Source organism: Pseudomonas sp. JV245A, from assembly GCF_032424515.1.
Classification (GTDB): domain Bacteria; phylum Pseudomonadota; class Gammaproteobacteria; order Pseudomonadales; family Pseudomonadaceae; genus Aquipseudomonas; species Aquipseudomonas protegens.
In genome coordinates this window covers 40,195-55,959 of record NZ_VYKE01000019.1, presented here as the reverse complement: position 1 = coordinate 55,959, position 15,765 = coordinate 40,195, and the positions used below count along the sequence as shown (strand labels likewise).

Here is a 15,765-nt window from a genome sequence, read left to right as displayed (position 1 = left end):
CGTAAACACGATAAAAAAGGGAGCCCAGAGGGCTCCCTTTTTTGTGCCGCAGTCGAGGCTTAGAACAGCACGCGGCAACGGATGGTGCCGTTGATGTGCTGCAGCTTCTCTTGCGCCAGGTCCGAGTACTCGGCGTCGACGTCGATCACCACGTAGCCGACCTTCTCGTTGGTCTGCAGGAACTGACCGGAGATGTTGATGCCGTTTTCGGCGAAGACCTTGTTGATCTCGCTCATTACGCCCGGAATGTTCTCGTGGATGTGCAGCAGACGGTGCTTGCCCGGGTGGGCCGGCAGCGCCACTTCAGGGAAGTTGACCGAGGACACCGAGGTACCGTTGTCGCTGTACTTGACCAGTTTTTCTGCCACTTCCAGGCCGATGTTGGCCTGGGCTTCAGCGGTGGAACCGCCGATGTGCGGGGTCAGGATCACGTTGTCCAGGCCGCGCAGCGGGCTTTCGAACTCTTCGTCGTTGGAGCGCGGCTCCACCGGGAATACGTCGATGGCCGCGCCGATCAGGTGCTTGTCCTTGATCGCGTCCGCCAGGGCGTCCAGCTCGACCACGGTGCCGCGGGCGGCGTTGATCAGGATGCCGCCCTTCTTGATGGCGCGGATTTCCTTCTCGCCGATCATCCACTGGGTGGCCGCGGTTTCCGGCACGTGCAGGGTGACGATGTCGGACATGCCCAGCAGTTCGTGCAGGTTGCCCACCTGGGTGGCGTTGCCCAGTGGCAGCTTGGTCACGGTGTCGTAGAAAAACACCTGCATGCCCAGGCCTTCAGCCAGGACCGACAACTGCGTACCAATGGAGCCGTAGCCGACGATACCCAGCTTCTTGCCACGGATTTCGAAGGAGTTGGCCGCGCTCTTGATCCAGCCGCCACGGTGGCAGGAAGCGTTTTTCTCGGGGATGCCGCGCAGCAGCAGGATGGCCTCGGCCAGCACCAGCTCGGCTACCGAACGGGTGTTGGAGTAAGGCGCGTTGAACACCGCGATGCCGCGCTCGCGAGCGGCGGACAGGTCAACCTGGTTGGTACCGATGCAGAAGCAGCCCACTGCGACCAGTTTCTTCGCGTGGTCGAAGATCTCTTCGGTCAGTTGAGTGCGGGAGCGAATGCCGATGAAGTGTGCATCGGCGATCTTTTCCTTGAGCTGGGCTTCCGGCAGAGAACCGGTGAGGTACTCGATGCTGGTGTAGCCGGCGGCCTTGAGGACGTCGACAGCGGATTGGTGGACGCCTTCGAGGAGAAGGAACTTGATCTTGCTCTTATCGAGAGAAGTCTTGCTCATCTGCGTAAACCTGTGTCCCGGAGAAAAATGGCAGGGAAGTGGACAGCTTGAGCTGACCTGGGCGGCACTGGGCCGACACCGCAGAAAGGCCCTTGGGCACTCTCCTGCGGGGGCGGTATGCTAGCATACGCGCCCCGCTAAACACTCATTCCTGCGACGTGAAGCGTTCTCAGGATGACCATGAATTGTTCGAGAGTTCTGTCGATGACCAATCCTGCCCTGATTGATGAGCTGAAGACCCTGGTTGAGCCTGGCAAGGTGCTGACCGACGCTGACTCCCTGAATGCTTACGGCAAGGATTGGACCAAGCATTTCGCCCCGGCCCCGACAGCCATTGTGTTTCCGAAAACCATCGAACAGGTCCAGGCCATTGTGCGCTGGGCCAATCAGCACAAGGTTGCGCTGGTGCCTTCGGGCGGTCGCACCGGGCTTTCGGCGGCAGCGGTGGCAGCCAACGGCGAGGTGGTGGTGTCCTTCGACTATATGAACCAGATCCTCGATCTGAACCTGACCGACCGCACCGCAGTGTGCCAGCCGGGCGTGGTCACCGAGCAGTTGCAGAACCTGGCGCAAGAAAACGGCCTGTACTACCCGGTGGATTTCGCTTCTGCAGGTTCCAGCCAGATTGGCGGTAATATCGGTACCAATGCCGGCGGGATCAAGGTCATTCGCTACGGCATGACCCGCAATTGGGTGGCCGGCATGAAGGTGGTCACCGGCAAGGGCGACCTGCTGGAGTTGAACAAGGACCTGATCAAGAACGCCACCGGCTATGACCTGCGCCAACTGTTCATCGGCGCCGAGGGCACCCTGGGCTTCGTGGTCGAGGCCACCATGCGCCTGGACCGGGCACCGAAGAACCTCACGGCGATGGTCCTGGGCACCCCTGATTTCGACTCGATCATGCCCGTGTTGCACGCCTTCCAGGGCAAGCTGGATCTGACGGCCTTCGAGTTCTTCTCCGACAAGGCCCTGGCCAAGGTCCTGGCCCGTGGCGACGTACCGGCACCGTTCGAGTCCGACTGCCCGTTCTATGCGCTGCTGGAATTCGAAGCCACCACCGAGGAAGTGGCCAACCACGCCCTGGAAACCTTCGAGCACTGTGTCGAGCAGGGCTGGGTGCTGGACGGCGTGATGAGCCAGAGCGAAACCCAGTTGCACAACCTGTGGAAGCTGCGCGAATACATCTCCGAGACCATTTCCCACTGGACGCCGTACAAGAACGACATTTCGGTCACTGTGTCGAAAGTCCCGGCCTTCCTTCAGGAAATCGACGCCATCGTCGGCAAGCACTACCCGGACTTCGAAATCGTCTGGTTCGGCCACATCGGCGACGGCAACCTGCACCTGAACATCCTCAAGCCGGACAACCTGAGCAAGGACGAATTCTTTGCCAAGTGCGCGACGGTCAACAAGTGGGTGTTCGAGACGGTCGAGAAGTACAACGGCTCGATTTCCGCGGAACACGGCGTGGGCATGACCAAGCGTGATTACCTGACCTACAGCCGCTCGCCGGTGGAGATCGAGTACATGAAGGCGGTCAAGGCCGCGTTCGACCCGAACGGCATCATGAACCCGGGCAAGATCTTCGCGATCTGAAGCCGGGTAGTGTCCAGATAAAGCACACAAGCAGGAGTCGGTAATGAGCTATCAGCACCAGTATGTCGACGGTACCCGGATCCATTTTCCGGTGGGCAAGGTGGTGTGCATCGGTCGCAACTACGCCGAGCACGCCAAGGAGCTGGACAACCCGGTACCTACCGAACCCCTGTTGTTTATCAAGCCGGGCAGTTGTGTGGTGCCCCTGGAAGGTGGGTTCGCCATTCCCTCCGAGCGTGGTTCGGTGCACTACGAAGCGGAAATCGCGGTGTTGATCGGCAAGCCGCTCTCCACCAAACCCAGCCGCGAAGAAGTGCTGGATGCCATTTCCGGCTTTGCCCCGGCACTGGACCTGACCCTGCGGGACAAGCAGGCCGAACTCAAAGCCAAGGGCCTGCCCTGGGAAATCGCCAAGTCGTTCGACGGCGCGGCGGTGATCGCGCCCTTTGTGGTGGGCAGCACCTTCGCCGACCTGACCGACATCGGCATCCGCCTGACCATCAACGGTGAAGTACGCCAGGACGGCAACAGCGCCATCATGCTCAACCCCATAGTGCCGATGATCCAGTACATGGCCGGTTGTTTCTCCCTGCAGGCTGGCGATGTGATCCTCACGGGCACGCCGGTCGGGGTTGGGCCGCTGAATGTCGGCGATGAGCTGGTGCTGGAGCTTCCCGGTGCCAGTCGTTTCACCAGCAGCGTCCGTTGATCCGAATCTTTCTGCGCTGGGCCCGGTAATCCGGGGCCCGACGCAGAGAGATCAGCGCCTTTAACCGTTTTTTCACATTTTTCCCGGATAATTACGAAGCTCATGGTTCGCGGATCTGAAATTCGTGTGCTATTACCTTTGGCCGCGCTTCTGGAATCTGTGTGATGGACGTCCACCCTCTGCCCAAACCTCACCTCATCCGCCGCTTGCGATTGCGCATGCGCTGGTATTCCTGGCTGCTGTTGGCGGGCGTGATCTGCTATGGCGTAGCCAGCCTCATGCATTGGGATGACCGTGGAGCACTCTGGGTTCAGGAAGGTTTTGTCAGTACCGCTGAACGCAGCTCCAGTATCTGGCTGCCCAGCTACCGGGCGGTGATCGACGCCAAGGTCCTGCCAGGCATGGAGCGGGACGAGGCCTCCGATCTTTCCTATAACCCCCAGACCAAGACCTTGTTTTCGGTTATGGGCAAGCACCCATTTCTGGTGGAGTTGTCGCTGCAAGGCGACGTCCTGCGCAAGATGCCTCTGGTGGGCTGGAGCAACCCGGAAGGGGTTGCGGTCCTGGAGAATGGCCTGCTGGCGATTGTCGATGAGCGCGAGCATTCGCTGGTGATCGTCAAGGTCGATGCCAATACCCAGTCGCTGAATGTCGCGGACTTCCCCAAATACGACCTGGGCCCTTCGGCAGACCAGAACAAGGCGTTCGAAGCCATTGCCTGGAACCCGCGCAAGCAACAGTTGCTGCTGGGGGAGGAGCGCCCGCCGGCGTTGTTTACCTGGAGCAGCGACGGTAGCCAGGTACTCAAGGGCAACAAGCAGAAGCTGGCCAGCGACGAACTCGACTTGCGCAACCTTTCGGCCCTGGGTATCGACCCGCGCACCGGCCATACCCTGGTGTTGTCGGCTGATTCCCATCTACTGCTGGAGCTGGACGAGCAGGGCGAACAGGTCAGCTTCATGGCCCTGCTCGGTGGCTTCAATGGCCTGGAAAAAACCATTCCCCGGGCCGAAGGCGTGGCCATGGATGAGGCCGGCAACCTGTACATGGTCAGCGAGCCCAACCTGTTCTATCGCTTCGAGAAACAGTGAGCCCGGGCCTGTCACCCGAGCCGGGCCGCTCAGGGCATTAAGCTTGAATTCAGGCAGCTGTGATATTTCATCAGCCTGTCCTGATTTCGAGCCTGCCCGCCATGTATCGCCTCACCCGCTTGCGACCTCTTTACCTGATCCTCTGCCTGATGGCCGTGCTGCTGGCGGTGTTTGTCCATAACCACAGGTTGTGGCAGCGCGCATGGTTCGACTGGCAATCCTACTGGCAGGTGACGGCCCCCCAATCCCTGGGGCTGGGCGATTATCGGGTCGTGCTGGAGGCGCAGCCCATCGAGGGCCTGGATGAGGTCTCGGCGCTGACCTACGATCCGCTGCGCAACAGTCTGTTCACCGTGACCAACAAGAATTCCGAACTGATCGAGCTGTCCCTGGACGGGCATATCCTGCGCCGCATCGCTCTGGTGGGCTTTGGCGATCCGGAAGCGGTGGAGTTCATCAGTGCCAATACCTATGTGATCAGCGACGAGCGCCAGCACCGGCTGATCAAGATCCAGCTGGACGATGAAACCACGGCGGTGGATGCGGCAGAAGCCGAGCAGATCACCCTGGGCGTGCACCTTACCGGCAACAAGGGCTTCGAGGGGCTGGCCTACGACTCCCAGGGCAAGCGCCTGTTCGTCGCCAAGGAACGCGACCCGATGCTGATCTATGAAGTGCAGGGCTTCCCCCACCAAGATCCGGAACAGTCCTACGGGATGCATGTGGTGAACAACCCCAAGCGCGATGCCGGTCTGTTCGTGCGTGATCTCTCCAGCCTGCAATACGACGAGCGCAGTGGCCACCTGCTGGCACTGTCGGACGAGTCGCGGCTGGTGGTGGAGCTGGATGTCGAGGGGCGCCCGCTGAGTACCCTGGCCCTGGGCAAGTGGCGCCAGGGTCTGAGCAAGGCGGTGCCTCAGGCGGAGGGGATGGCCATGGATGACGCCGGCACCCTGTACCTGGTGAGCGAACCGAACCTGTTCTACGTCTTCAAGAAACCGATGTAGGAGCCGGCTTGCCAGCGAAGAGGCCTTCAAAACCGCCTTCGCCCGCGCGCCGGCTCCTATCCGCGGGGCAGGCTCAGGCCTTGAGGGTCTTCACCCCTTCGGCGGTACCCAGCAGCAGCACATCAGCGGGGCGTGCAGCGAACAGGCCATTGGTGACCACGCCGACAATGGCATTGATCTGGCTTTCCAGTTCCACCGGATTGGTGATCTGCATGTTGTGCACATCGAGGATGATGTTGCCGTTGTCGGTGATCACGCCTTCGCGGTACACCGGGTCGCCGCCCAGTTTCACCAGTTCACGGGCCACGTGGCTGCGGGCCATGGGGATCACTTCCACGGGCAGCGGGAAGTTGCCCAGCACCGGCACCAGCTTGCTGGCGTCGGCGATGCAGATGAACGTCTTGGCCACGGCGGCGACGATCTTTTCCCGAGTCAGGGCGGCGCCGCCGCCCTTGATCAGGTTCAGGTGCTCGTCGCTTTCGTCGGCGCCGTCGATGTAGAACTCCAGGTCGCTCACGGTGTTGAGCTCGTAGACCGGAATCCCGTGGCCCTTGAGGCGCGCGGCGGTGGCTTCGGAGCTGGCCACGGCGCCGTCGAAGGCGCCCTTGTGCAGGGCCAGGGCGTCGATGAAGCAGTTGGCGGTGGAGCCGGTACCGACCCCGACGATGCTCTTGTCATCGAGTTTCGGGAGGATAAGGTCGACGGCGGCCTGGGCAACGGCCTGTTTGAGTTGATCCTGGGTCATGCGGGCTCCGAAGCGGGCAAGGGGGGGGCACAAAGGCCGGCATTATAGGCGCCGCGGCAGATCAGGTCATTGCCCGTTTGGCTAATCGGCCGGGCTTCAGAGAAGGCGAGGGGGCGGCTAAAACCTCGGTATTCGTGTGGTCGCCCGGGCAAACGCTGGGTTAGACTCCCTGGCCCTGCCCAACCCGCTCAGTGATGCTTTCCGATGCTCGAACAGTACGTCAAGAAGATCCTCACCTCGCGCGTTTATGACGTTGCCGTAGAAACCCCATTGCAGACTGCCCGCCAGCTCTCCGAGCGGCTGGGCAATCAGATCTGGCTCAAGCGTGAAGACTTGCAGCCGGTGTTCTCGTTCAAGATCCGTGGCGCCTACAACAAGCTGACCCAGCTCAGCGATGCCGAGCGCGCCCGCGGCGTGGTCACTGCGTCGGCGGGCAACCACGCCCAGGGCCTGGCCCTGGCGGCCAAGGTGCTGGGGGTCAAGGCCACTATCGTGATGCCCAAGACCACCCCCGAGATCAAGGTCGAGGGCGTGCGCTCCCGTGGCGGCAAGGTGGTGCTGCACGGCGATACCTTCCCTGAAGCGCTGGCCTACTCCCTGAAGCTGGTGGACGAGAAGGGCTACGTCTACATCCATCCCTACGATGATCCGCACACCATTGCCGGGCAGGGCACGGTGGCCATGGAGATTCTGCGTCAGCACCCCGGCCCGCTGGATGCGATCTTCGTTCCGGTCGGCGGCGGCGGCCTGATCGCCGGCATCGCGGCCTATGTGAAGTACCTGCGCCCGGAGATCAAGGTCATCGGTGTCGAGCCGGACGACTCCAACTGCCTGCAGGCGGCCATGGCTGCCGGTGAGCGCGTGGTGCTGCCGACCGTGGGGATCTTCGCCGACGGCGTGGCGGTGGCGCAGATTGGCCAGCACACCTTCGACATCTGCAAGGATTATGTGGATGAAGTGATTACCGTCAGTACCGACGAGATCTGTGCGGCAATCAAGGATATCTACGACGATACCCGCTCGATCACCGAACCTGCCGGCGCCCTGGGCGTTGCCGGGATCAAGAAGTACGTCGAGCAGCGCGGTATCAGCGGGCAGACCCTGGTGGCCATCGACTCCGGGGCCAACGTCAACTTCGACCGCCTGCGCCACGTCGCCGAGCGCGCCGAGCTGGGCGAAGGCCGCGAAGCCATCATCGCCGTGACCATCCCCGAGAAGCCCGGCAGCTTCAAGGCCTTCTGCGAGGCGGTGGGCAAGCGCCAGATCACCGAATTCAACTACCGCTACAACACCGGCAGCGAGGCGCACATCTTCGTTGGCGTGCAGACCCACCCGGAAAACGATCCGCGCAGCGCCCTGATCGCCAGCCTGACCGAGCAGGGCTTTCCGGTGATCGACCTGACCGACAACGAACTGGCCAAGCTGCACATCCGCTACATGGTCGGCGGCCATGCCGAGAAGGTCAGCGACGAAGTGGTGCTGCGTTTCGAATTTCCGGAGCGTCCGGGGGCGCTGTTCAACTTCCTCAACAAGCTGGGCGGGCGCTGGAATATCTCGATGTTCCACTACCGCAACCATGGTGCGGCGGATGGCCGGGTAGTCGCCGGCCTGCAAGTGCCGGCCGATGAACGTCACCTGGTGCCCGCGGCGCTGGAGCAGATCGGCTATCCGTACTGGGATGAAAGCGACAACCCGGCCTACCAGCTGTTCCTCGGCTGAACGACTACGCTGAGGATCGGAGCCTTAAGGAAGCGAAAACATGGAAACACTGACCACGCTGAAGACGCTTCATGTACTGGCCACCGTGCTGCTATTGGGCAGTGCGCTGGGGCTGGCGATCTGGGTCTGGCGCCTGCGCCGCCAGGGGGATGCCACGGTTTATAGCCGGGTGCTGCACCGTCCGGGCCTGTTCGGCTGGCTGTTGCTGGCGCTGGGCATGCTGACATTGCCGTTCAGCGGTTGGTGGCTGGTGCATCTGGTGGGTTGGCCGCTGGGGCAGACCTGGGTCCTGGGTTCCAGCGTGCTCTACACCCTGGGGGCCCTGGCCTGGCTGTGGCTGATGGTGCGCCTCAACCGCCTGCGGGTGGCCAAGGTCGCCAGCGGCCTGGCGTTCACCCTGGTGCTGGCGGTGTTCAGCGCCGCATGTTTCGTGACCATTGCCGGTCTTATGGGCGCCAAGCCGGTCTAACTCTCAAGGATTGCCATGAAGGTCGTTCTGGTGGGGGCCACAGGGTTTGTCGGCCGTCATCTGCTGGCGGCATTGCACGCTGCCGGCCATCAGTTGATTGCCACCAGCCGCCGCCCGCAGCCCCAGGGGTTGCCCGGGGTGGAGTGGTGCCAGCTGGATCTCGATTGCCTGGGCCGCGAGCCCCAGCCCTTTGCCCTGCCTGCCGACACCGACCTGCTGATCAACGCCGCGGGGCTGTTGAGCACTGATGCGCGGGCGTTGAGCCTGACCCAGGACCTGGGTACCCGCGCGCTGTTCGATCTGGCGGCGGCCCGGGGCGTGCGGGTACTGCAGATTTCCGCATTGGGGGCCGGGATCCTGCCTCAGGTGCCGTTCCTTGCCAGCAAGGCGGCGGCGGATGATTACCTGCTGCAGTTGGGGGTACCGGCGGTGGTGCTGCGGCCCTCGCTGGTGCTCGGCGCTGGCGGTGCCAGCAGCGGCTGGCTGACGAGGCTGTCGCCCTGGCCGCTGATTCCCTTGCTGTCCGCCAAGGCGCAGATGCAGCCCTTGCATATAGAGGACTTGAGCGCCGCGGTGCTGGCGCTGCTCAGGCAGTGGCCGCAGGAATCCATGGTTCTGCCCCTGGTCGGCCCGGAACGCATGACCATGGCGCAACTGCTCGATCACCTGCGGTCGGCCCAGGGCTGGGCCCCGGCGCGCTACTTCAAGCTGCCAGCGGTCTTGCTGCGGCTGGTGGCCGCTGCTGGCGATCGCCTGGGCTGGCGAGCCTTGAACCGGCAGAGCCTGGCCATGGCCCGCCACGACAACCTGGCGGATCCGCAGGTGCTGGCCTCGGTCTGCGGGTATCACGCGGCGCCGCTGGCGGCCCGCTTGCAGGAGTGGCCGCAGGCGGCGCAAAGCACCCAACTGGCCCTGCGCCCGCTGTTGCTGGCAGTGATGGTGCTGATCTGGCTGGGTACCGCGCTGGTGTGCATCGGCCCGGGTTACGACTGGGGCCTGCGGATCATGGCCGAGGCTGGCGTGCATGGCGTCTGGGCGGCCCTGGCGGTGATCGGCGGTTCACTCTGTGATGCGCTGCTGGGTGTCGGCCTGCTGCTGCGGCGCTGGCGCCGGCGGGCCTTGCAGGCGCAGTTGGGGCTGATGCTCGGCTACACCCTGATCATCAGCCTGATCCTGCCGCACTTCTGGTTTGACCCTTATGCCGCCGTCGCCAAGAACCTGGTGCTGATGGTGGCGACCCTATGGCTGCTGTGGACCGAACCCCACCAATGAGCGCTTACCTGCTGTTGAAAACCCTGCATATCCTGTCCTCCACCGTGCTGTTCGGCCTCGGCGCGGGGTCGGCCTATTACGCCCTGCGGGCCTGGCGCAGTGGCCGGGTGGAAGTGATTGCCGTGACCTTCAAGCACCTGGTGTTCGCCGACTGGGCCTTTACCGCCACGACGGCGGTATTCCAGCCGTTGAGCGGGCTGGGGCTGGTGCACCTGGCAGGCTGGTCGCTGCAGCAGGCGTGGCTGATGTGGAGCCTGGGCCTGTATGTGGTGGCGGGGCTGTGCTGGCTGCCGGTGGTCTGGTTGCAGATCCGAGTGCACAAGATGGCCGAGCAGGCCCTGCAGGACGGGACGCCGATGCCGCTGCGAGCAACCCTTTATATGCGCTGGTGGTTCGCCCTGGGCTGGCCGGCGTTCCTGGCCTTCATGGCGATTTTCTATCTGATGGTGGCCAAGCCGGCGTAGGTTTTTTTCGCTGGCAAGCCAGCGCCTACAGCCGGCTCGCCGGCGAGCTGTCTAGTCGCGCAGGCTGATGACCTGCCAGCCACGTTTCTCGGCCTCGGCCCGCAGGTTCGGATCCGGGTCAACGGCCACGGCGGTAGTCACTTGCTCCAGCAGGGGCAGGTCGTTCATCGAATCGCTGTAGAAGTAGCTGTCTTCCAGGCTGTGGCCGGTCTCTTCCAGCCAGCGGTTGAGGCGGGTGACCTTGCCTTCACGGAAGCACGGCACATCGGTACTGCGCCCGGTGTAGCGGCCATCCTGCATTTCGCATTCGGTGGCGATCAGGGTTTCCACGCCCAGGCGTTCGGCGATCGGCGCGGTCACGAAACGGTTGGTCGCGGTGATGATCACCAGCTTGTCGCCGGCAGCGCGATGCTTGTCCAGCAGGGCCTGGGCCTTGGGCAGGAGGATCGGCTCGATGCAGTCGCGCATGAAGTCGCGGTGCCACTCTTCGAGCACGGCCATGTCGGTGCGGCCGAGGATTTCCAGGCAGAAGTTCAGGTAGGCGGCATTGTCGAGCTTGCCGGCCAGGTAATCCTGATAGAACTCGTCGTTGCGGGTCTTGTAGGCGACGGCGTCGAGGAAGCCCCGCTCGCACAGATAGTCGCCCCAGGCGTGGTCGCTGTCGCCGCCCAAAAGCGTGTTGTCCAAGTCGAATAAAGCCAGGCGCATTGCAGTTACTCGCTGAAAAGTCGCGGAAAAAGGTGCCCAGAATACGGTCTTTTCACAAGAGTGCACATAAGGTAAGCAGCCTCGTTGCTGCATTCCCAAGCTTTGTGGAACAATGCGGCGACATGCGTTTGCGAGGTTGTAGCCGTGATCGACCCCGATGGTTTCCGCCCCAATGTCGGGATCATTCTGACCAATGATGCCGGACAGGTGCTATGGGCTCGCCGTATCAATCAAGATGCCTGGCAGTTTCCTCAAGGGGGAATCAACCCCGATGAGACGCCGGAAGACGCCTTGTATCGCGAGCTGAACGAAGAAGTGGGGCTGGAGCGCGAAGATGTGCAAATTCTCGCCTGCACCCGGGGCTGGTTGCGCTATCGTTTGCCGCAGCGTCTGGTCCGGACCCACAGCCAACCGCTGTGCATCGGCCAGAAGCAGAAATGGTTTCTCCTGCGCCTGATCTCCAACGAGCAGCGGGTGCGGATGGATTTGACCGGTAAACCGGAATTCGATGGCTGGCGCTGGGTCAGTTATTGGTATCCGTTGGGCCAGGTGGTGACATTCAAGCGCGAAGTGTATCGCCGCGCTCTCAAAGAGCTTGCCCCGCGCCTGCTAGTGCGCGACTGACGACGGAGTTCGACCCCGAGCCATGCTCAATACGCTGCGCAAGATCGTCCAGGAAGTTAACTCCGCCAAGGATCTCAAGGCGGCGTTGGGGATTATTGTATTGCGCGTCAAAGAGGCCATGGGCAGCCAGGTCTGCTCGGTCTATCTGCTGGACCCGGAAACCAACCGTTTCGTCCTGATGGCCACCGAGGGCTTGAACAAGCGCTCCATCGGCAAGGTCAGCATGGCGCCCAACGAAGGCCTGGTAGGCCTGGTGGGCACTCGCGAAGAACCCCTCAACCTGGAAAACGCCGCCGACCACCCGCGCTATCGCTACTTCGCCGAAACCGGTGAGGAGCGTTACGCCTCGTTCCTCGGTGCGCCGATCATTCACCACCGCCGGGTGGTGGGCGTGCTGGTTATCCAGCAAAAGGAGCGGCGCCAGTTCGACGAAGGCGAAGAAGCCTTCCTGGTGACCATGAGCGCCCAACTGGCCGGGGTTATCGCCCATGCCGAGGCCACCGGTTCGATCCGTGGCCTGGGTCGCCAGGGCAAGGGCATTCAGGAAGCCAAGTTCGTTGGCGTACCGGGCTCGCCCGGCGCGGCGGTGGGCAGCGCGGTGGTGATGCTGCCGCCGGCCGACCTGGATGTGGTGCCGGACAAGCACGTCACCGACATCGACGCCGAACTGGCCCTGTTCAAGAGCGCCCTGGAAGGGGTGCGGGCCGATATGCGCGCGCTGTCGGAAAAGCTCGCCACTCAATTGCGCCCTGAAGAGCGCGCGTTGTTCGACGTCTACCTGATGATGCTCGACGACGCCTCCCTGGGCAGTGAAGTGAAGGCCGTGATCAAGACCGGGCAATGGGCCCAGGGCGCGTTGCGCCAGGTGGTCACCGATCACGTCAACCGTTTCGAACTGATGGACGATGCCTACCTGCGCGAGCGGGCCTCGGACGTCAAGGACCTGGGCCGCCGGCTCCTGGCCTACCTGCAGGAAGAGCGCCAGCAGACCCTGGTCTATCCCGACAACACCATCCTGGTCAGTGAGGAACTGACCCCGGCCATGCTCGGCGAAGTGCCGGAAGGCAAGCTGGTGGGCCTGGTCTCGGTGCTGGGTTCGGGCAACTCCCACGTGGCGATCCTGGCCCGGGCCATGGGCATCCCGACGGTGATGGGCCTGGTGGACCTGCCGTACTCCAAGGTCGACGGCATCCAGATGATCGTCGACGGCTACCACGGCGAGGTCTACACCAACCCCAGCGACGTGCTGCGCAAGCAGTTCGCCGATGTGGTGGAAGAAGAACGGCAACTGGCCCAGGGCCTGGATGCCCTGCGCGACCTGCCCTGCATCACCCCCGATGGCCACCGCATGCCGCTGTGGGTCAACACCGGCCTGCTGGCCGATGTAGCCCGGGCGCAGAAGCGCGGGGCCGAAGGCGTGGGCCTGTATCGCACCGAAGTGCCGTTCATGATCAACCAGCGCTTCCCCAGCGAGAAGGAACAGCTGGCGATCTATCGCGAACAGCTGGCGGCCTTCCATCCGCAACCGGTGACCATGCGCAGCCTGGACATCGGCGGCGACAAGTCGCTGTCGTACTTCCCGATCAAGGAAGACAACCCCTTCCTTGGCTGGCGCGGGATCCGCGTGACCCTCGACCACCCGGAGATCTTCCTGGTACAGGCCCGGGCGATGCTCAAGGCCAGCGAAGGCCTGAACAATTTGCGCATCCTGCTGCCGATGATTTCCGGCATCCACGAGCTGGAAGAAGCCTTGCACCTGATCCACCGGGCCTGGGGCGAAGTGCGCGATGAAGGCACTGACGTACCGATGCCGCCAGTGGGGGTGATGATCGAAATCCCCGCCGCGGTGTACCAGACCAAGGAGCTGGCGCGCCAGGTGGACTTCCTCTCGGTAGGCTCCAACGACCTGACCCAGTACCTGCTGGCGGTGGACCGCAACAACCCACGGGTGGCCGATCTCTACGACTACCTGCACCCGGCGGTGCTGCAAGCGCTGCAGAACGTGGTGCGTGATGCCCATGCCGAAGGCAAGCCAGTGAGCATCTGCGGCGAGATGGCCGGTGATCCGGCGGCGGCGGTGCTGTTGATGGCGATGGGCTTCGACAGCCTGTCGATGAACGCCACCAACCTGCCGAAGGTGAAGTGGATGCTGCGTCAGGTCAGCATGACCAAGGCCAAGGAACTGCTAGCGGAAATGATGACCATCGACAACCCGCAAGTTATCCACAGTTCGCTGCAACTGGCGCTGAAGAAACTCGGGCTGGCGCGGATGATCAATCCGGCTTCGAGCAAGACCCTGTAACCGGGTTGTTTTCTTCGCCGGCAAGCCGGCTCCTACAGAAGCGTTCGTGGGAGCCGGCGTGCCGGGGAACGCTTCAGACCTTCAGTTCGACCTCTCCCAGATGCCCGCCATAGGGGCCGAAGCTACGCTCCAGCAGATGCCGCGAGCCATCGGCGTGGACGATCAGTGCCGTGCTGGCTCGTGTGCCGTAGCTGGGGCTGGCGATGAACACGCTGGACAGCAGGCTTTCGGTGGCCAAGCCCACGCCGGTGTCCGGCAGGTCGGCGAAGGGCGCTGTCTGCGGGTCGCTCAACAGCGCCAGCAGTGCCTGGGGCTGTGGATCATGCAACACCTCCTGCAACGCCGCCCTGGCCTTGAGCAGCTTGGGCCAGGGCGTATCCAGCCCGGCATTGGAAAGGCCGTAGACCCCAGGCTCCAGCCGTTGCGGCTGCGGGTCCCGAGCGTTGTAGTGCCACAGCTGCTCGGCATTGCCCAGCAGCAGGTTGAACCCGGCGTACTCCACCGAGCGCCCGACTACATCGCGCAAATAATCATCCAGGGGCACGTCGCCGGCGAGAAAGCGCGCCACCAGTTCACCCCGCGAGCGCCGCGCCGGAGGCTGGTGCGGGTTGCGGATATTGGTCAGGGCGGCAAAGCGGCCATCGGCGCCGACCCCGAGCCAGGTGCCGCCGGCTTCCAGGTCGCGACCGGCGTGGATCTGCGGCAGTTCCGGCCACTGCCCCAGGGGCAGGCTCGGCCGCGCGTAGAATTCATCACGGTTGGCCGCGACGATCAGTGGCTGAGCATGACCCGGCCGCCAGGCGAAAACGATCAAGCACATTAAGGTGGCCCCCTGTGTGTTTTTGCCCACTTTACGCACAGATCCGGCGGGTATCCATCGCCATCCAGTGGAGTCCGGGGCGGCGCTTCCGTTACCATGCCGATCTATTTTTCGGATGCTCCCATGGAATTTCTGCTCTATCTGCTGCTGGGCGCCTGTGCGGGCGTGCTGGCCGGGCTGTTCGGCGTGGGCGGCGGGATCATCATAGTCCCGGTGCTGGTGTTCAGCTTCACCCTGCAAGGCTTCGATGTCTCGGTGCTGACCCATCTGGCGGTCGGCACCTCCCTGGCCAGCATCATCTTTACCTCGGTCAATGCGGTGCGCGAGCACCATCGGCGTGGCGCTGTGCGCTGGCCGATCTTCGCCTGGATGACCGTGGGTATCCTCCTGGGCGCCGGTTTCGGCGCACTGACCGCCGAGGCGATCTCCGGCCCGCACCTGCAGAAAATCATCGGTGTGTTTGCCCTCGTGGTGGCCCTGCAGATGACCCTGGAGCTCAAGCCCAAGGCCAGCCGCCAGGTGCCCGGCAAGCTGGGCCTGACGGCCGCCGGCGGTGTGATTGGCTGGGCCTCGGCGATCTTCGGCATCGGCGGTGGCTCCCTCACCGTGCCTTTTCTCACCTGGCGCAGCGTGCCCATGCAGCAGGCGGTGGCCACCTCATCGGCCTGCGGTTTGCCCATTGCCCTGGCCAGTGCCTTAAGTTTCATGATTCTGGGCTGGCATGATCCGCTGCTCCCGGCCCATAGTCTCGGTTTCGTTTATTTGCCGGCCCTGTTGGGCATTGCCCTGACCAGCATGGTGTTCGCCCGCATCGGCGCGCGCCTGGCCCACAAACTGTCGCCACGCCTGTTGAAACGCATGTTCGCCGCGCTACTGTTCTGCGTGGGGCTCAGCTTCCTGTTCTGAGTGGTGACGCAATCCTGGCTTAATCCTGGGCTGGCAGTTTG

The 15,765-nt window shown here is 63.2% G+C and carries 15 protein-coding genes; 11 read left to right on the top strand and 4 right to left on the bottom strand.

All coding sequences use genetic code 11. The features are described 5' to 3' along the window. Positions 1 to 59: 59 nt before the first annotated feature. Complete coding sequence (gene serA, locus F6S12_RS08465) at positions 60 to 1,289, bottom strand: phosphoglycerate dehydrogenase (protein ID WP_011064084.1); 1,230 nt, start codon at positions 1,287 to 1,289, stop codon at positions 60 to 62. Between the two features lie 204 nt (positions 1,290 to 1,493). Here serA and F6S12_RS08460 point away from each other — a divergent pair, with 204 nt between their 5' ends. The 4 genes from F6S12_RS08460 (at position 1,494) to F6S12_RS08445 (ending at position 5,695) form a co-directional block, all read left to right on the top strand. Further along, positions 1,494 to 2,888: an FAD-binding oxidoreductase gene (locus tag F6S12_RS08460; RefSeq protein ID WP_019093428.1), complete on the top strand. Its 1,395-nt coding sequence runs from the start codon at positions 1,494 to 1,496 to the stop codon at positions 2,886 to 2,888. 43 nt (positions 2,889 to 2,931) lie between these two features. Beyond that, a complete protein-coding gene (locus tag F6S12_RS08455) occupies positions 2,932 to 3,597 on the top strand; it encodes a fumarylacetoacetate hydrolase family protein (protein WP_152686517.1) in 666 nt (221 codons plus the stop codon). Between the two features lie 164 nt (positions 3,598 to 3,761). Continuing rightward, a complete protein-coding gene (locus F6S12_RS08450; protein ID WP_125062287.1) occupies positions 3,762 to 4,688 on the top strand; it encodes an SdiA-regulated domain-containing protein in 927 nt (308 codons plus the stop codon). A gap of 101 nt (positions 4,689 to 4,789) precedes the next feature. Beyond that, entirely contained in the window at positions 4,790 to 5,695 is a 906-nt protein-coding gene (locus tag F6S12_RS08445; RefSeq protein ID WP_152686516.1) for an SdiA-regulated domain-containing protein, read from the top strand. 73 nt (positions 5,696 to 5,768) lie between these two features. Here the strand turns inward: F6S12_RS08445 and rpiA are convergent, their stop codons facing one another. After that, complete coding sequence (rpiA, locus tag F6S12_RS08440) at positions 5,769 to 6,440, bottom strand: ribose-5-phosphate isomerase RpiA (RefSeq protein WP_016963479.1); 672 nt, start codon at positions 6,438 to 6,440, stop codon at positions 5,769 to 5,771. Between the two features lie 204 nt (positions 6,441 to 6,644). Here rpiA and ilvA point away from each other — a divergent pair, with 204 nt between their 5' ends. Genes ilvA through F6S12_RS08420 form a run of 4 tightly spaced genes read left to right on the top strand, consistent with a single transcriptional unit; the run spans position 6,645 to position 10,364 of the window. Beyond that, on the top strand, positions 6,645 to 8,159 hold the full coding sequence (ilvA, locus tag F6S12_RS08435) for a threonine ammonia-lyase, biosynthetic (protein WP_011064078.1): 1,515 nt from the start codon (positions 6,645 to 6,647) through the stop codon (positions 8,157 to 8,159). Between the two features lie 40 nt (positions 8,160 to 8,199). Next, positions 8,200 to 8,628 carry a DUF2269 family protein gene (locus tag F6S12_RS08430; RefSeq protein ID WP_011064077.1) on the top strand — a complete coding sequence of 143 codons (429 nt, stop codon included), beginning with the start codon at positions 8,200 to 8,202 and terminating at the stop codon, positions 8,626 to 8,628. 15 nt (positions 8,629 to 8,643) lie between these two features. Beyond that, positions 8,644 to 9,900, top strand: a complete 1,257-nt coding sequence (locus F6S12_RS08425) for an SDR family oxidoreductase (RefSeq protein WP_123472640.1) — start codon at positions 8,644 to 8,646, stop codon at positions 9,898 to 9,900. Then, positions 9,897 to 10,364 (top strand): DUF2269 family protein, encoded by a 468-nt coding sequence (locus tag F6S12_RS08420; RefSeq protein ID WP_011064075.1) that lies wholly within the window; start codon positions 9,897 to 9,899, stop codon positions 10,362 to 10,364. The genes F6S12_RS08425 and F6S12_RS08420 overlap by 4 nt, the downstream gene beginning before the upstream one ends. Before the next feature lie 51 nt (positions 10,365 to 10,415). Here the strand turns inward: F6S12_RS08420 and F6S12_RS08415 are convergent, their stop codons facing one another. Next, positions 10,416 to 11,072 (bottom strand): HAD family hydrolase, encoded by a 657-nt coding sequence (locus F6S12_RS08415; protein ID WP_019093432.1) that lies wholly within the window; start codon positions 11,070 to 11,072, stop codon positions 10,416 to 10,418. Between the two features lie 144 nt (positions 11,073 to 11,216). Here F6S12_RS08415 and F6S12_RS08410 point away from each other — a divergent pair, with 144 nt between their 5' ends. Next, on the top strand, positions 11,217 to 11,696 hold the full coding sequence (locus F6S12_RS08410; protein WP_011064073.1) for an RNA pyrophosphohydrolase: 480 nt from the start codon (positions 11,217 to 11,219) through the stop codon (positions 11,694 to 11,696). Between the two features lie 22 nt (positions 11,697 to 11,718). Continuing rightward, positions 11,719 to 13,998 (top strand): phosphoenolpyruvate--protein phosphotransferase, encoded by a 2,280-nt coding sequence (gene ptsP, locus F6S12_RS08405; RefSeq protein WP_011064072.1) that lies wholly within the window; start codon positions 11,719 to 11,721, stop codon positions 13,996 to 13,998. A 73-nt stretch (positions 13,999 to 14,071) separates the two neighbouring features. Here the strand turns inward: ptsP and F6S12_RS08400 are convergent, their stop codons facing one another. Beyond that, entirely contained in the window at positions 14,072 to 14,818 is a 747-nt protein-coding gene (locus tag F6S12_RS08400; RefSeq protein WP_152686514.1) for an NRDE family protein, read from the bottom strand. Between the two features lie 123 nt (positions 14,819 to 14,941). On the opposite strand from F6S12_RS08400, the gene F6S12_RS08395 reads away from it, so the two are divergent. Beyond that, positions 14,942 to 15,724, top strand: a complete 783-nt coding sequence (locus tag F6S12_RS08395) for a sulfite exporter TauE/SafE family protein (RefSeq protein ID WP_026020005.1) — start codon at positions 14,942 to 14,944, stop codon at positions 15,722 to 15,724. Positions 15,725 to 15,765: the final 41 nt, after the last annotated feature.

Excerpts from the sequence above, each read along its gene's own strand:
- F6S12_RS08450 (WP_125062287.1), top strand. The coding sequence starts at position 3,762 with ATGGACGTCCACCCTCTGCCCAAACCTCACCTCATCCGCCGCTTGCGA.
- F6S12_RS08460 (WP_019093428.1), top strand. The coding sequence starts at position 1,494 with ATGACCAATCCTGCCCTGATTGATGAGCTGAAGACCCTGGTTGAGCCT.
- F6S12_RS08395 (WP_026020005.1), top strand. The coding sequence starts at position 14,942 with ATGGAATTTCTGCTCTATCTGCTGCTGGGCGCCTGTGCGGGCGTGCTG.
- ilvA (WP_011064078.1), top strand. The coding sequence starts at position 6,645 with ATGCTCGAACAGTACGTCAAGAAGATCCTCACCTCGCGCGTTTATGAC.
- serA (WP_011064084.1), bottom strand. The coding sequence starts at position 1,289 with ATGAGCAAGACTTCTCTCGATAAGAGCAAGATCAAGTTCCTTCTCCTC.
- F6S12_RS08415 (WP_019093432.1), bottom strand. The coding sequence starts at position 11,072 with ATGCGCCTGGCTTTATTCGACTTGGACAACACGCTTTTGGGCGGCGAC.
- F6S12_RS08430 (WP_011064077.1), top strand. The coding sequence starts at position 8,200 with ATGGAAACACTGACCACGCTGAAGACGCTTCATGTACTGGCCACCGTG.
- F6S12_RS08445 (WP_152686516.1), top strand. The coding sequence starts at position 4,790 with ATGTATCGCCTCACCCGCTTGCGACCTCTTTACCTGATCCTCTGCCTG.
- rpiA (WP_016963479.1), bottom strand. The coding sequence starts at position 6,440 with ATGACCCAGGATCAACTCAAACAGGCCGTTGCCCAGGCCGCCGTCGAC.
- ptsP (WP_011064072.1), top strand. The coding sequence starts at position 11,719 with ATGCTCAATACGCTGCGCAAGATCGTCCAGGAAGTTAACTCCGCCAAG.
- F6S12_RS08455 (WP_152686517.1), top strand. The coding sequence starts at position 2,932 with ATGAGCTATCAGCACCAGTATGTCGACGGTACCCGGATCCATTTTCCG.
- F6S12_RS08400 (WP_152686514.1), bottom strand. The coding sequence starts at position 14,818 with ATGTGCTTGATCGTTTTCGCCTGGCGGCCGGGTCATGCTCAGCCACTG.
- F6S12_RS08425 (WP_123472640.1), top strand. The coding sequence starts at position 8,644 with ATGAAGGTCGTTCTGGTGGGGGCCACAGGGTTTGTCGGCCGTCATCTG.
- F6S12_RS08420 (WP_011064075.1), top strand. The coding sequence starts at position 9,897 with ATGAGCGCTTACCTGCTGTTGAAAACCCTGCATATCCTGTCCTCCACC.